The organism is Pseudomonas sp. NFACC16-2, from assembly GCF_900119205.1.
GTDB lineage: Bacteria > Pseudomonadota > Gammaproteobacteria > Pseudomonadales > Pseudomonadaceae > Aquipseudomonas > Aquipseudomonas fluorescens_Q.
The window spans coordinates 1-13,658 of record NZ_FPIX01000044.1; the positions used below are offsets into that span (position 1 = coordinate 1).

Genomic DNA, 13,658 nt, shown 5'->3' on the forward strand with positions numbered 1-13,658 from the left:
TTGAGCAAGCCAACATCCGACAATTCTACGTCGGCTCGCGCCGCCGTTTCGCGCATCGAACAATCGCTGCTCAGATACAGCAATAGGGTGCGTAATAAAGTCTCTGGGGTGAAACGGCCCCCGAACTTCAACGCCCCCAATTCCCTGGCCTTGGCTTCCCATCCCGCAGGCAATAGCGCTAACAGCTTTGGCCAATCTTCATCTAGTCCTGGTGTCACACTTGCTTTCCTTGCAACTCATCTCAATTGCGGATCAGTTTACTATTTTTGGAGTTTGGTTAGCGCCTATGGGATTTATCCCCGCTGGGCTGCGCAGCAGCCCAAACGGCGGGCGCATTCCTACAGAAAAACCGCTGCGCCGCCGAGCGAGAGCAGGCTTCCTCGCCCCAAATCCTGGGCATTACGAAAGCTTGTTTATTCTCCCTCCGCAACGCCTCCACCAAGCTACGAATCCTTGCGCCATTGCCTACAACTACGCCAGAATCCGCCCGCTTGTGCGCCTTGCCCATGGGTTCTATCGTTTCCCTGCCACTGCCCATCAGTGGTCGGGTTTAGTAGCCCGGTAATGACAACGGTGCATGAGTCTCATCAGTCAGGCATAGCCTGCACTCGATGGCGGCTGTGCGCATGGCGCCTTCGGGCGCGCCGGGTTTCCGTTGTCCTTTACCGGTCTACTAACTTGCGCACAGCTGCCACCCCTTCGTTTAGTAGCGAGATGGTCGCGGCCTACTAACAAAGGACGTAAGAATGTTCAAGATAACTCCGAACCCTCCAGAAACTGACTCAACGTCTACCCATTCCGGTCGCAAAAACAAAAAGCACGACGAAACCACCAAACGCGTCTTGGATCACTACCTGTTACCCAAACCGGAAAACCCCGAAGATGCATCCAAACCGGGCCAGCTATTCACCGTGGCAAAAAAAGCCGATAACGAATGCCTGCTCGCCAACCTCAGCGAAAACCTCGCGTCAGCCGACGCGATGATCAGCAACCTAGCTTTCGACCTGGAAGGCCCCCGCTGCCACATCGCCCTTGGCATCCAGCAACTGATTGAACTGAGTTCGTTGCTGGCAAACCGAGTGCTCGATAACGTCGACCCACGCTAGCCGCTCCAGCATCAATCCCGTGGCGAGGGAGCTTGCTCCCGCTGGGTGGCGAAGCCGCCCCAAAACAGGCCTGCGCATTCCTACAGAAAAACCGCATCAGCCGATTTACGACGGCTGCGCCGCCGAGCGGGAGCAAGCTCCCTCGCCACGGATCCTGGGCATTACGAAAGCTTGTTTATTCTCCCTCCGCAACACTTCCACCAAGCTACGAATCCTTGCGCCATTGCCTACAACTACGCCAGAATCCGTCCGCTTGTGCGCCTTGCCTATGGGTTCTATCGTTTCCCTGCCACTGCCCAGGTCGGGCTTGGCGGCCCGGTACACGAAAGGCGCAACAGCCCCTCAATATGACTGCGATGCCTCTGGCATTGGCACTCCTATGTTATGGCGGGTTGCGCAAGGATCCCTTCGGGGATGCCGGGTTCCTTTCGTTCCGGTCCGCCAACCTTGTGTAATCCGTCACCCCATCTGCTTGGCGGCAGACGGTGATGGTTCCTCTTACGAAAGGAGCTCCACAATGTTCAAAATTACACCAAATCCCCCCGAAACAGATCGCAGCTCTGCGTCCACCAAATCCAAGACGAAGCAGAAAGGCGCACCTTGGATTTTTACCTGCTACCGAAACCGGAAAAGTCCGAAGATGCATCCAAACCGGGCCAGCTATTCACCGTGGTAAAAAACACCGACAGCGAATGCCTGCTCGCCAACCTCAGCGAAAACCTGGCATCCGCCGACGCGATGATCAGCAACTTGGCCTTCGACCTGGAAGGCCCCCGCCGCCACATCGCCCTCGGCGTCCAACAACTGATTGAACTGAGTTCATCGCTGGCGAACCGGGTACTGGACAACGTCGATCCACGCTAGTAACCAAGGCAAAGATCAATTCAATCGATATGCCTTTCTCTGTTCCTATCTCCTCTCCACCAAGGCCGTTCGCAATAGCTCGGTTTGAGCGTTTTAAAGGGGGCTCGCGAGTTAAGAAAAAATCCGCATAGCCCAGAAAAACACGGCCATTCATCAAGTTTGATTGACGGTACGCTCAAAGGCGAATAGCCTTATCCCTGAGCGCGAAACCAGTTGCCTCCCAGCGGCTATAACTGGCGTAGGAACCCCGTCGATGGTTGGGACATCAGCGTAGGGTGAGACCTCCACACCCCTGCTTGAGGGTGTGTATATGAATATCAAGCTTAAAATTCGAGGGCTACTGTCACCAGTAGCCCTTTTCTTTGCCTGTCACAAAAGCGTGTAGCGCTTGTACAGCAACTCGCCATGGCGGTGCTTGTTGAGCGACTTCGCGTCAGTGTGCATGAAGTTCCACAGCATCTGCCCCTCGAAGAGCACAACGCTTACTAACATCTGCCGCTTTGACTCATATGCGCCGATGAACGCCAGACGATCAGTGTCGTCAGTAAAGGCCACTTTCCATACTTCCAATGGCCCTGTGAGCGTATCCAGAGCAAGCCTCACGTAGCGCTCACGGGCATCCGACCGCTTTTCGACGATGTGATAAATGCTGCTGCGCAGAATGGTCACGTAGCCCACGGGCGTCTCGACGGTTAGGGACAAGATCGCTGGGTCAATAAATCCCAGGTACTGAGCCGTCACCTCGATGGCGTCCTCATGGCTGGTCGCCGCAATCACTTCCTCAAGGGCATGTGTACGCAACTCACGCGCCAGGGTACGCAAGTCGGGGAGATTGCTATCAACCCAAGTGGCCTTTTACTTCAGAAATTTTAGGTAGAAGAGTGTCCGTGCTCAAACGTCATCGCTCAATCTTGGCGGTGGTTAGGTCATCGTTGTGCCATGCCCAGAGAAAGGTGTTCGCAACAGTCCCGCGCCACCGATAAGGACCAGATGGGCCGGGTAGGTGATACGCGGCCACGCCGAGAGGAAACGCAAAACTGTCGCAACCTACACAGTTCATCGTCACATCGCCATGCGGGGCTGCGCCCGTAGGAGCTGTCGAGTGCAACGAGGCGGCGATCTTCTCCAGACACTTAAGTCGCAAGCGAAAGATCAAAAAATCGCAGGCTTCGCCAGTTCCTACAGAGCCGAGCGGGAGCAAGCTCCCTCGCCACGGACCGCGTACATCTTGGGGCCAGGCATGTAATATGCTGCTGCCTTCGCGAGCAAGCTCGCTCCCACAGAGAAAATGTCACCACCAGGACGACACCCCCCCCAAGGCATCACGCAACCGAGTCGCCCCCATACTCCGCTGCCCCGGATCAAACGCCAGCGCCATTCGCAGCGCCGGCCAGCAACGCCGGGGCAGGTTGTGCGGCGCCTTGAGCGCGTGCTCCAACCGGGCATCGCGAGCCTGGGTGGACGGTAACCGCTGGAATGGGTGTTTGCCGCTTGCCAGCTCATACAACACGCAAGCCGCAGCGTAGACATCGGCACCCGCTGAAAGGGGCTCACCTTCAAGCAGTTCAGGCGCCGCGTAACCAGGGGTCCAGGCGTTAAGGCGTTCACGGTTCAGGTTTGGCAGATGCCGAGAAGGCCCTTCTTCAGCCAGGCCCAAACCGAAATCGAACAGGCGCAGGCCTTCTTCGCTCAACATGATGTTGCTTGGCTTCACATCGCCATGCAGTACGCCACGGCCGTGGGCGTACGCCAGGGCATCCAGCAGCGGCACGGCGATAGCCTTGAGTTCGGGCCAAGGCAGCCCGAGGGGCCGTTCGCAAAGCAATTTGTCCAAGGTCAGGCCACGCATCAGCTCCATGGTGATAAAGGCCCGTCGTTGGGCTGTATCCACTTCGAAGGTGTAGGGGCGCAAGATATTCGGGTGGTGCAATCGCCGCGTCAGGGCGAACTCGCTGTAAAGCAGCGCACTCGCATCGGGTGCCACGTCGAATGCCTCGCTGAGCATCTTCACGGCAAGGTACGGATCGGGATCAGCGAATTGTTCGTGCAGCAGATCCCGCGCGCGGTAAACAACCGCCATGCCGCCCGCCCCAAGCAAGCGTTCAAGGCGATAGCGTCCTGCGAGTATGCCCGGTGTTTCGCTGACGCAAAGCTGGCTGGATGTCACAGTCGGCACAGCGTTGGCGAAGGTGGAATACGTCGGTTGGTTACCCTCTTCATTCACGGGCGGACCACCACGGCCGTCAGGTTATCCCGTGCCGGGCCACGCAGAACGTCGTCGAAAAGATGCTCCAACACCACACGTGGCGAAGCCAGGTCCAAAGCACTGCCAAGGGCTTGCGCGCCAAGGCCTTGGTACAAGCCGTCACTGCATAGCAAAAACGTATCGCCCGGGTGAACATCCAGCTCCAACACCTCCAGGGTCAACTCTGGGGCGGCACCGACCGCGCGTGTCAGTGCCTTGGCCGCAGGATGGGCACAGGCCTCATCGCGGCTGATGTGTTGCGTGTCGATCAGTTGCTGTTGCAGTGAGTGGTCCTTGGTCAGTTGGTACAGTCGTCGACCGCGCCACAGATAACAACGGCTGTCGCCCGCCCAGATGCAGACCCCGCGATTTCCTTCCAACAACAGCGCCACCACAGTGCTGCCGATAATGCCGGGATGATCTTCGGTGACGGTCAGCTCCTGGCTCAGTCGTCGGTTGGTCCAGCGCAGGCATTGGCGCACCGCTTTCGAACGTTCAGCCAGGTCCCGGTAAAGCGGCAGTTCCGTCAGGTTGGCAACGATCAGTTGGCTGGCAATGTCACCCCCCGAGTGGCCCCCCATGCCGTCGGCCACCGCCCACACCCCCTGTTGTGGGCAGTCGAGAAAGGCATCCTCATTACGTGATCGGGTCTTGCCTGGGTCCGTGCGTGCGGCGCTGTACCAGGGACCGGCCTCCATCAAAGCTGCACCGGCAGGCGAAATGTGCGCAGCACGCTCATGTCGAAAGGGTTCGGCGTGCGTTGGCTCGTCAGCAAATAGTTGGCGCGCAGGCCACCCAGGTCCGCCTTCAATACCCGGACATCGCGCCCGGTAAGGTATTCGCTCTGCATCAAGTCGAACAACCGAAACAACGACCACGGCCCGGTATTTTTCTCGATGCCCACGCCTCGCCCAACCATTTTGTCCAGCACCAGGGCGGTTCGACCATTCTGCGCGTCGCTTGGCCAGGTAAAAGCTACCGGCAGGATCGGACCGTGGCGGTATTCAAGCATCTGGTCACCGAAACGGAATTCAGCACGGCTTACCGCCGGGTCCAGAGTGTACGGCTCAAGCTTGAACTGTACTTGCGGCTCGGTCGGGTTTTCGGCGAAAAAGCTCCGGCGAATGGTGTGCGCTGTTGCCATTTGATCGAGATAGACCCGGGACATCGGCAAGCTCTGACCGTCGATGCTGCGCAGACGGTAGTGTCCCGCGGAGCCGCTGATGAAGGGCTGCAGGTAATTGTCGAAGAATCGATCGACTATGCCCTGGTCCTTGAAAAACTCCCGGAAGTCATTGAGCGCGACGTCGCTGGCACTGTGGGCACTGAACGGGTATCGCTTGTTGATCGCCTTGCCGTAAAAGCTGTACAGCTCGCTCTGATAACGTTGGTTCAGGTAACGATAAGAATCATTGAGTACCAAGCGCCAGCTGTCCTCAGCCATCACGTTGAACCAAGCACTGAGCGGCCGCGGCAGGCGGGCAGACGCACCGCGCAGGTGACTCAACGCATCGCGCTGGCCGCCCATGCGGTGCCTGGCCAGCTCGAACGCCGCTTGTTCCGGGGCACTGGCACGAGCCAGGTTCGCCAGTTGCAATTGCACCTCATCAATGGCTCGCAAGGCCTGGACCAGATCAGCCGTCGGAGCATTGTCCGGGTCCAGCAGGCGATGCAGCGGCTCGAAACGTCGTCGCAAGGATTTTTGCGCGGTGTCCGGCAGGTTTTCGGCCAAGGACGCAGAGGCTTTCCCAGCTACGGCGGCGAGTTTTGTAACGGCATGTCCACCGTTCCCTGCCGCTTGCGTCAGGTCGTCGATTTGCTCGGCAACAGCCTGGATTCGAGTGTGGTCGCGCACTTGCACCAGCATCCGCAGAATCGGCGAGTGAGCCGAGGTCAGCCCCGCCATTTGCTCGGCGCCCTCAGCTGCATTACTGATGGTTTGCAGAGCGACCTGGCCGACCGCTTCGCTCCAGTGGTCGGCATAATCACGAAAATACAGCTGTTCGAGTTCGACCATCAGGCGACGCATGTCCATGCGGCTGAGGCCCTCGCCTTCACCCAGGACCCAGTTGTCCCGCAGCAATTCGGTGACCAGGGCCGCGCCTTGAACCGAAAAGTAGTGTTCGTAGCCCTGACGGGTATAGAAACCGGGAATCACACGGTCCGTGCCGACCAACAACGCACCTTGCGAGCCCAGGTGTTGGCTGAGTCGATATTGCGGCAGATGGCTGGCCTGTTCGTGCAGCATTCTGTACACGACGGCTGCCAGGGACTCACGGCGCAAGGCTTCCCGGGCCTGGGCCACCAGGGGTTCGTTGAGAGCATGGATAAAAGGCAGCTCCAACAGGCGCTCGAGGTGGGCATTCAGGCCCTCCTGTAGCGCCGTGTTGCCGGGGTAACGAAGCGACCCATCGTTGGCCAGCCAATCCTTGAGCCAGGCAACATCGCGACGCTCTTGCAGGCCCAGCATCAAGTACGCGCGCAGGCTGTTGAGCAGTTGCTCACGGTCATTCCAGTTGTTACGAACATGCGCCTCCAGCCTCTGCGCAACCTTCGGCAACAGTCGCTCCTGTAAATCACGCTCATAGGCGTTAGTCACCGCAGGATTGCTCGCCTCGCCCTGGTATAGGCCGACACGTTCATGCAACGGCACCACCCTGTAGGGTGGGAAAACCTGGGTGGCCTCGAAACGGATATCCAGTGATTCGAGCATCGAGGTCCAGTCATCAGCATTCGCCTGGGCCGATTGCTGCTGGTTCCAGCGTTGCGCCAGCGTACGCAAACTGTCCAATCGCTCGTGGTTGGCCGAAAAACCGTGCGCCCACAATAGCCCACACAGGCCAATGACCGTCAGCGCCCCGAAGTACATAGCTCGCTGGCCCCAATGGAGACGACGGCGCTCGCGCTGAACGAGGTCGGTCAGATCGGCTTCTGGAAAAATCACCCGGCTGATCAAATGCTTAATGAACCGTGAGCGCCCACCAGGCGCGGTATTGGTTCGATCCGACGACGATGCGCTAGTCAGATAGAAACCCCGCAACGTACCGACGCTACCGGTAAACGCTTGCTCGACCAGCAGACACAGGCCCGCGCCGAGTTGTCCAAGTTGGTGAGGGAAATCAAGCATGCAGCTACGGCGTAGCGGGTCGCGCTCCTGATGCATGCGCATGATCACCTGGCTGTTGAGGCGATGCAGCAGCGCCTCGAACTCGGCACGTAACACGGCCACATCACTGCCACGCTGGTCCCGACTGAAACTTGCACCCAATACCTGGTCGTTTTCCTCGCGAGTCAGTGAGTCAAAGAACTCGTTGAAACCGGGCACGTTGTCCGCTTTGCTCAGGACCAGATAAACCGGGACATCGACGTGCAGTCGCTGTTGCAGTTCCTGCAGGCGGGCACGAATCTGGCGGGCCAGCGTAGTCACTTCGTCCTCGCTGCCGAGCAACAGGACCTCGGTCGGTACCGTCACCAGTACACCGTTCAACGGACGACTGCGGCGACGCTTGCGCAGCAGTTCGAGCAATACGGCCCAGACGCTGCTGTCGACATCACTGTCCGTTTGGGTCAGGTAGCGCCCGGCAGTGTCGACCAACACGGCGTGCTCGGCAAAATACCAATCGCAATAACGGGTCCCCGATGTGTCGCCGATTGGCTTGCGCTCAAGCTTGTTGAGGGGAAACTCCAGGCCCGAGCGGTCCAGCAGACGGGTCTTTCCGCTGGCAGGCGGGCCGATCATCAGATACCACGGCAGATCGTTGCGCCAGCGTTCGCTGCGGCCGGGATAAAGGCTCGATGACCTTAGCGTGGATAATGCCTGCTTGAAGCGCGAGCGCACTTCGCGCTGCTCATCCTCAATCCTGGCCAGATGCAGGGCTCGAGCCTGCTCGGGGGCGTTTTGCTGGAGATTCGGGCTTGAACCGCCGCGCCCACTGACGAAAACCATGGCCAGGCCCCAGCCCAGCAGAAGCACGCTGACAGTCAGCAACCGCGCCGTCGGGCTTGCCCAGAACTTGTAGTCATTGACGGCCAGGAGTGGCCCGGCGAACCACACCAGCAACGCGATACAAAGCACCGCCAGCAGCGTCCAAATCCACGTCTGGCGCGCCCAGGCAGCGGCTTTCCTGAAAAGCAATTTCATGACACGTCCCTGTTTACGGCAGCGGCTGAGCGGCGACCGACTCTGACAGTTGATAAGGTTGCAGTACGCTTCGGCGTTGTTCGCCCAATACCCAGGCGAAACTCGAGTACATCACCCCCAGGCAGACCAGCGTAAAAACCGCCACCGTCCAGGCCGGGACAATGCGCACTGGGTTGCGTCGCGCGCCATCGTAGCCTTCCCAGCGAGGCGACAGTTCACGAGGGATGTCGCCGCGTGCCTGGCAGATCAGCCGATACAGGGCATCGCGCCGACTTTCGAGTTCGAGCATCCCACGGGTCTGCACCCGATACTTGCCCTCGAAGCCCAGGGACAGGCACAGATACAACAACTCGAGCATCGACAGGTGCTTGATGGGGTTTTTCGACAAGCGCTCAAGCAATTGAAAAACCTTCTCGCCGCCGAAGGTTTCGTTGTGGAAGGTGCTGAGCAGGCTTATCTGTGACCAACCACCTCCACGGCCCCACGGCGTGGTGACGATCGCCTCGTCGATCGCTGAGCAGAGCACGTACCGCGCTGCGATCAACTGACTGTTTTCAACACCGTCCTGCAAGGCACAGGCTTCGAACTGCTCCAGGCCTCGCCTCAATTCCCCTTTAAGAGCTTGCAGATCCTCGCGTTCGCGGCCGTGCTTGAGTTGCACCATTTGCGACAACAATCCGGAAGCCGCCGCGACCAGCGGATTGAGGCTGACATTGAAGGCCTGGGACCGCGGCAGGTGCGCGGCGTAGATCATTCGCTCTTGTAACTGTTCGAAACGCGGCGGCGCAGCAGCGTTGGTCAAGGGGCCGGAAGCAGGACGTTGTCCATGGTGGTCGAGCAGGACGGTTGTTTCGTCCTGGGGATTTTCCTTATCCATTTCGTTCAATTCCTGATGGCCCAAAAATTCAGTTCAAGCTCGGCGAAATCACCGCACACATGGAACGCGAAACCTGCCGAGCGCTTAAGTTGCGCCAGGTCTTCGGAGCTGGGCTCCAGGATGAAATAGGTTTTGTTGGCATGGAATGCGATCTGCCGCGGAGCCACAGGCAGAGGCCTGATCTTGATACCGGGCAGATGCAGGTTGACCAACTGGCGGATGCGCTCCACCGAGCCAACCTTGAGGTTCGACGGCAGTCGATGGCGCAACTCTTCGCTGTCACAGTTGGCGCTAGCCGCCAGTACGAATGAAGCCGTATCCAGCAGGGTGAGGTCCTGCATCGGCGAGACGGTGATTCCATATTGGCGCGGCTGCAATTGCAGTTCGATAGCGTGCTGCTCGAGCACCATCGATAGCACCTGGCGGATCGCTTGCATCAGGCTGCGAAAACATGCGCCCTGGTCGCTATGCTGGTAGCGGTTGGTGCGTGGTGGGCGCTTGCTGTCACTGGAGAACGTCGCCAGTTCACCCAACAGGGCCAGTAGCATTCGGTAGAGCGTTTCGGGATGTACTTGCTCCAGGTCCAGATAATGACGCAGCAACAGTTCGCTACGGTTGATAAGCTGCAGCATCATGAAATCGCCGACTTGCGCACCACCGGCCTTGCCATTGAAACGGATCCGCTCGGCAAGGCTGTCACCCCGATGGGCAAGCATGCCGATGATCTCCTTGAGACACGACAACAAATAATGGGATGAACGAGCCTGGATGAAGGTCGGCACAAAGTCCGGGTCGAGCCTGATCACCCCATCGGCCGTGGTATCGAGCACCTCACAGAGCTTGAGCTTCACAAATGCATGGTCGCTCTGTTGCTCGCCCAACAGCAGGCGCAGGTTTGGCCGGCCACAACTGATCTGGCTCCCGCCGGAATCGCCGGCATTGGAGTCGGTCACCTGCGCGTCGTAGATGGTGTAGCGCGCCAGCACGTCAGATTGCTCCGGACGACGGGACTCGATGTGATTGCCGGTCACCAATGGCAGCGCGAGGTAGATCGGTGCATTGCTGGTATTGGACGGTACCTCCAGGACCAACGGCTCGGTGTTGCTACCGAGCTCGAACAGACTGCCGTCCGGCAGGACCCCACTGGCCTGGCTGACCACCAGTTGGCCCATGTTGAGAAATTGCAGGTCGATTTCCAGCGCCAGGAATCCCCAGGCGTAACTGGCCAGCAACCGGGTACGAACCTTCAACTGGTGATCGAAATAACGATCGTTGTGTTGCAGATGTTGTGGACGCAACAACATGCCTTCTTGCCAGATGACTTTATCGTGATTCATCGGTCATCCACCTTGGCCTGTCTTTCAAGCATGTTGGCGATCCCATCCTGGTCGAGAGCCAGGTTCGCTTCGGTCAACTGCGTCGCAGCCACTGGCAGTGTGTAGCGCCAGCGGGCGTGTGACAGGTCTCGGTACGCCGCGAGTATGCCGACGTAACGGCCATCCCCAGTGATACCGAGCCTGAGCTCGACGGTTTCACCTGGGCGCAATTCCAGCTCTTCGCTGGAAATCAGGTCGGGGGCCAATGTTTCCCTCCCGCGTTCATAGAGGCTGAAGAAATCCGAATTTTCAAAGGCTACCGGATGCCTGAGTGCGAACAACCGCACCACCACTGGCGATGGCCGTCCATTGAGGTCGGGGTTGAGCTGATCACTGGCCGTCAGGGTGAGGTTGAGCTTGGTCATCGTCGAAAAGGGCGACAACGTGATGCACCCCCCCAGCAGCAGGGTCATGGCCAGCGCCGTCAAAGTCTTGAAAAAATGCATCGTGCAGTGCGACATGGACGTCATCCGTGGTGATCGATTTGCAGGCTGGCAATCAGACGAACCTGTTCTTCATAGGTCTGGGCCAGGCACAGTTCGCCTTTCAACTCCGAGCGAGTGCGCAAGCTCTGCTGCAAACCATGGATGCTCTGCTTGAGCAGCAGCGCGGCGTTGATCGCCAGGGTTTCGCGGGCCTCCCTATCAAGGCTGTCGTGATCCACGCCCAGGGCAATAGCGAAGCGCTCCCAAAAATCTTCGCGCGGGTGATCAACAGCGTTGGCGGGCGGGATGGGCGCAGGCCTTGGTTCAACGAGCTCTTCGACCAACTCCGGCACCAGCAGGCTTTCCGTGTCGATACGTGCATAATCTGGGCGCCCAAGGGTGTCTGGTGGTACGGCAGTGGGATTGATCAACTCATCGATGTCCAGCAGGACCCGCTCCTGTTGGTCCAGTGTTTTCAGCGGGTCGAGTTCCAGAAAGGCATCGTCCGGAATGAGACTGTCGACCGGCGTTGAGCAACCGGCTTCGGCAACGCTGTTCGACGGCCCGACGACCAGCCGCGCCAGGACCTCGAATTCGCCCATGATGTAGGCGTCTCCGTCCTGTATCCGTACCGGTTCGCCCTTGGGCAGGCGTACGCCGCTTTCGCGGTGGGTCGTACCGTTGCCACTGGTATCGGTCAGGAAAAACGCACCCTCACGGAAGCTGACCTGCGCGTGACACTTGGACAGCAGGCGGTCGCGGTCAGGGATCATCCAATGGCAACCCTCGCCCCGACCGATCACTCCGCCGGCCGCTCCGAAGGTCTTGTGAAACAGCCGTACAGGGACGAACTGGTTGGCGTTCAGCATTTCGAAAACAAGATCCATCTATTAAAGGCTCCTTGGATCACTTACCGCGATTGACCGCCTGTGGATCACCCAGGGGGCGATAATCACTGTCGTTGAATTTGTAGTTGCCACTACAACCGCCGAGGGCAAATGACACGAAGAGCGTCAGCAGGACGGCTCGCCAGGGGAAAACAGGCATCCAAATTTCTCCAGAAATGAAAGGACCGGGCTGGAATGGCTACGAACAAGGCAAGGATCAATCATTGAAATCACTACGCTGAACGTTCAGGCGCGTAAGGCGATAGATCAGCGTGCGTAGCGGCAAGCCAAGTTCACGGGCAGCACGTGCCTTGTTGCCTGAACTCTCACGCAGGCCATCGATCAGCAGGCCACGTTCGATCTGCTCCATCCTTTCACGTAGGCTCACGCGGCCCCGTTCGGCTGGGGTCTGGATGTGTAGCGCAAAATGCTCGACAAACAGTTCGCCGCCCTCGCACAAGAGCACGGCCCTTTCTACGATGCTCTTGAGTTCACGGACGTTTCCTGGGAAGTCGTAGGCGGCCAGGTGATCGAGCGCAGCGTCTGACCAGCGCACCGGATCGCGCTGCAGGAGTGTGCAAGCCTTGTCGGCAAAATGCCGCGCCAGCTCAATGATGTCGCCGTCGCGCTGGCGCAACGCCGGTAGCGGAATTGGAAACTGCGCCAGACGGTAATACAGGTCTTCGCGGAACTTGCCCTCCTCCATCAGTTGCTTCAGGTCGCGGTGGGTGGCGGCAATGATGCGCACGTCGACATGGTGAGTGACGTTGGACCCCAACGGCCGGATTTCGCCTTCCTGCAACACTCGCAACAACTTGGCCTGCAGGGATAACGGCATATCGCCGATTTCATCGAGCAGCAGCGTGCCGCCGTTGGCCGCATCGAACAGCCCGGCTCGGTCCCGGTCGGCACCGGTGAACGCCCCCTTGCGATAGCCGAAAAGCTCACTCTCCAGCAAGTTCTCGGGGACCGCTGCACAGTTCTGCACGATAAATGCCTTGGATCGACGCGGGCCGTAATCGTGGAGGACCCGGGCCACCACCTCCTTGCCGGTACCGGTTTCACCCCGCAACAGGACGGTGTAGGGGCTGTGCAGTACTTTGCTGAGCAATGAGCAGGTCTTGCGCATGGCCATGCTCTTACCAATCAGGCCGTAACTGATGGCGCTCGGCAGGCTTGTGGTATCAGGTACCGACTCGTCGACAGGACCGCGCAGGCGCTGTAACAGATGCATCTGGCCAAGCGCGAAGGTTCCAAGATGTCCCAGGGACTCAGCGATCCCTTGCAGGTCGAGGTGCTGATTGCTGGCGCATAGCAACAAGCCTCCGACCCCATCCTGCGGATTGCCCAGGGGAACGCAAAGCAGCGACTGCCAGGGTGTGGCCCGCGGCGGCAGGAAACCGGTTTCGTGCACGCTGTCGCTTAACGCATCGAGGCACACCACACGGTTCTGGCACAAGGAAAACTGCAACAATTGCTCAGCGTGGTAGTCGGAAGGCAGGTTTTGCGGGTCACGAAATTGCAACTGGCCATCCAGGCTCTCGGTGTTCATTTCCAGGCGGGTGCGAGTGACATCGAGCAGGTACAACTGCACCAGTTCACAGCCACTGAGCCGCGCTACGCCCTGGATGAACTTCCCCACCAGCTCAGCACCGTCCGCCAAGCGCGAAAGGTCGGAAAACTGCGCCAGAAGCGCTTCGGCATAGTCCAACGGTTGCGAAAGTTTCTTGAACATGG

The 13,658-nt window shown here is 58.9% G+C and carries 10 protein-coding genes and 3 pseudogenes; 2 read left to right on the forward strand and 11 right to left on the reverse strand.

Features of this window, described 5'->3' with window-relative positions:
* Positions 1 to 218: pseudogene (locus tag BT116_RS31260) on the reverse strand (IS4 family transposase); the annotation flags it as partial.
* 528 nt (positions 219 to 746) lie between these two features.
* On the opposite strand from BT116_RS31260, the gene BT116_RS25225 reads away from it, so the two are divergent.
* Positions 747 to 1,106, forward strand: a complete 360-nt coding sequence (locus BT116_RS25225; protein ID WP_072348041.1) for a DUF6124 family protein — start codon at positions 747 to 749, stop codon at positions 1,104 to 1,106.
* Between the two features lie 517 nt (positions 1,107 to 1,623).
* Positions 1,624 to 1,970 (forward strand): annotated as a pseudogene (locus tag BT116_RS25230) (DUF6124 family protein).
* Positions 1,971 to 2,339: 369 nt separating this feature from the next.
* Here the strand turns inward: BT116_RS25230 and BT116_RS25235 are convergent.
* The 10 genes and pseudogenes from BT116_RS25235 to BT116_RS25280 all read right to left on the reverse strand — a co-directional run bounded on the left by BT116_RS25235 (position 2,340) and on the right by BT116_RS25280 (position 13,656).
* A complete protein-coding gene (locus BT116_RS25235) occupies positions 2,340 to 2,792 on the reverse strand; it encodes a PBECR2 nuclease fold domain-containing protein (protein ID WP_072348043.1) in 453 nt (150 codons plus the stop codon).
* Between the two features lie 469 nt (positions 2,793 to 3,261).
* A complete protein-coding gene (locus BT116_RS25240) occupies positions 3,262 to 4,194 on the reverse strand; it encodes a serine/threonine-protein kinase (RefSeq protein ID WP_072348045.1) in 933 nt (310 codons plus the stop codon).
* A complete protein-coding gene (locus BT116_RS25245) occupies positions 4,191 to 4,916 on the reverse strand; it encodes a PP2C family protein-serine/threonine phosphatase (protein WP_072348047.1) in 726 nt (241 codons plus the stop codon). The genes BT116_RS25240 and BT116_RS25245 overlap by 4 nt, the downstream gene beginning before the upstream one ends.
* Positions 4,913 to 8,356, reverse strand: a complete 3,444-nt coding sequence (gene tssM, locus BT116_RS25250; protein WP_072348049.1) for a type VI secretion system membrane subunit TssM — start codon at positions 8,354 to 8,356, stop codon at positions 4,913 to 4,915. Before tssM ends, BT116_RS25245 begins: the two co-directional genes overlap by 4 nt.
* A gap of 13 nt (positions 8,357 to 8,369) precedes the next feature.
* Entirely contained in the window at positions 8,370 to 9,233 is an 864-nt protein-coding gene (gene icmH / locus BT116_RS25255; protein ID WP_072348051.1) for a type IVB secretion system protein IcmH/DotU, read from the reverse strand.
* A gap of 5 nt (positions 9,234 to 9,238) precedes the next feature.
* A complete protein-coding gene (tssK, locus tag BT116_RS25260; RefSeq protein ID WP_072348053.1) occupies positions 9,239 to 10,570 on the reverse strand; it encodes a type VI secretion system baseplate subunit TssK in 1,332 nt (443 codons plus the stop codon).
* Positions 10,567 to 11,070: a type VI secretion system lipoprotein TssJ gene (tssJ, locus tag BT116_RS25265; protein ID WP_072348055.1), complete on the reverse strand. Its 504-nt coding sequence runs from the start codon at positions 11,068 to 11,070 to the stop codon at positions 10,567 to 10,569. Before tssJ ends, tssK begins: the two co-directional genes overlap by 4 nt.
* Positions 11,071 to 11,129: 59 nt before the next feature.
* A pseudogene (tagH, locus tag BT116_RS25270) lies at positions 11,130 to 11,921 on the reverse strand (type VI secretion system-associated FHA domain protein TagH); the annotation flags it as partial.
* Positions 11,922 to 11,940: 19 nt separating this feature from the next.
* Complete coding sequence (locus BT116_RS25275; RefSeq protein WP_072348059.1) at positions 11,941 to 12,081, reverse strand: type VI secretion protein; 141 nt, start codon at positions 12,079 to 12,081, stop codon at positions 11,941 to 11,943.
* Between the two features lie 57 nt (positions 12,082 to 12,138).
* The gene (locus tag BT116_RS25280) at positions 12,139 to 13,656 is read right to left on the reverse strand and encodes a sigma-54 interaction domain-containing protein (protein WP_072348061.1); all 1,518 of its coding nucleotides are present in this window, start codon (positions 13,654 to 13,656) and stop codon (positions 12,139 to 12,141) included.
* Between the last annotated feature and the right edge of the window lie 2 nt (positions 13,657 to 13,658).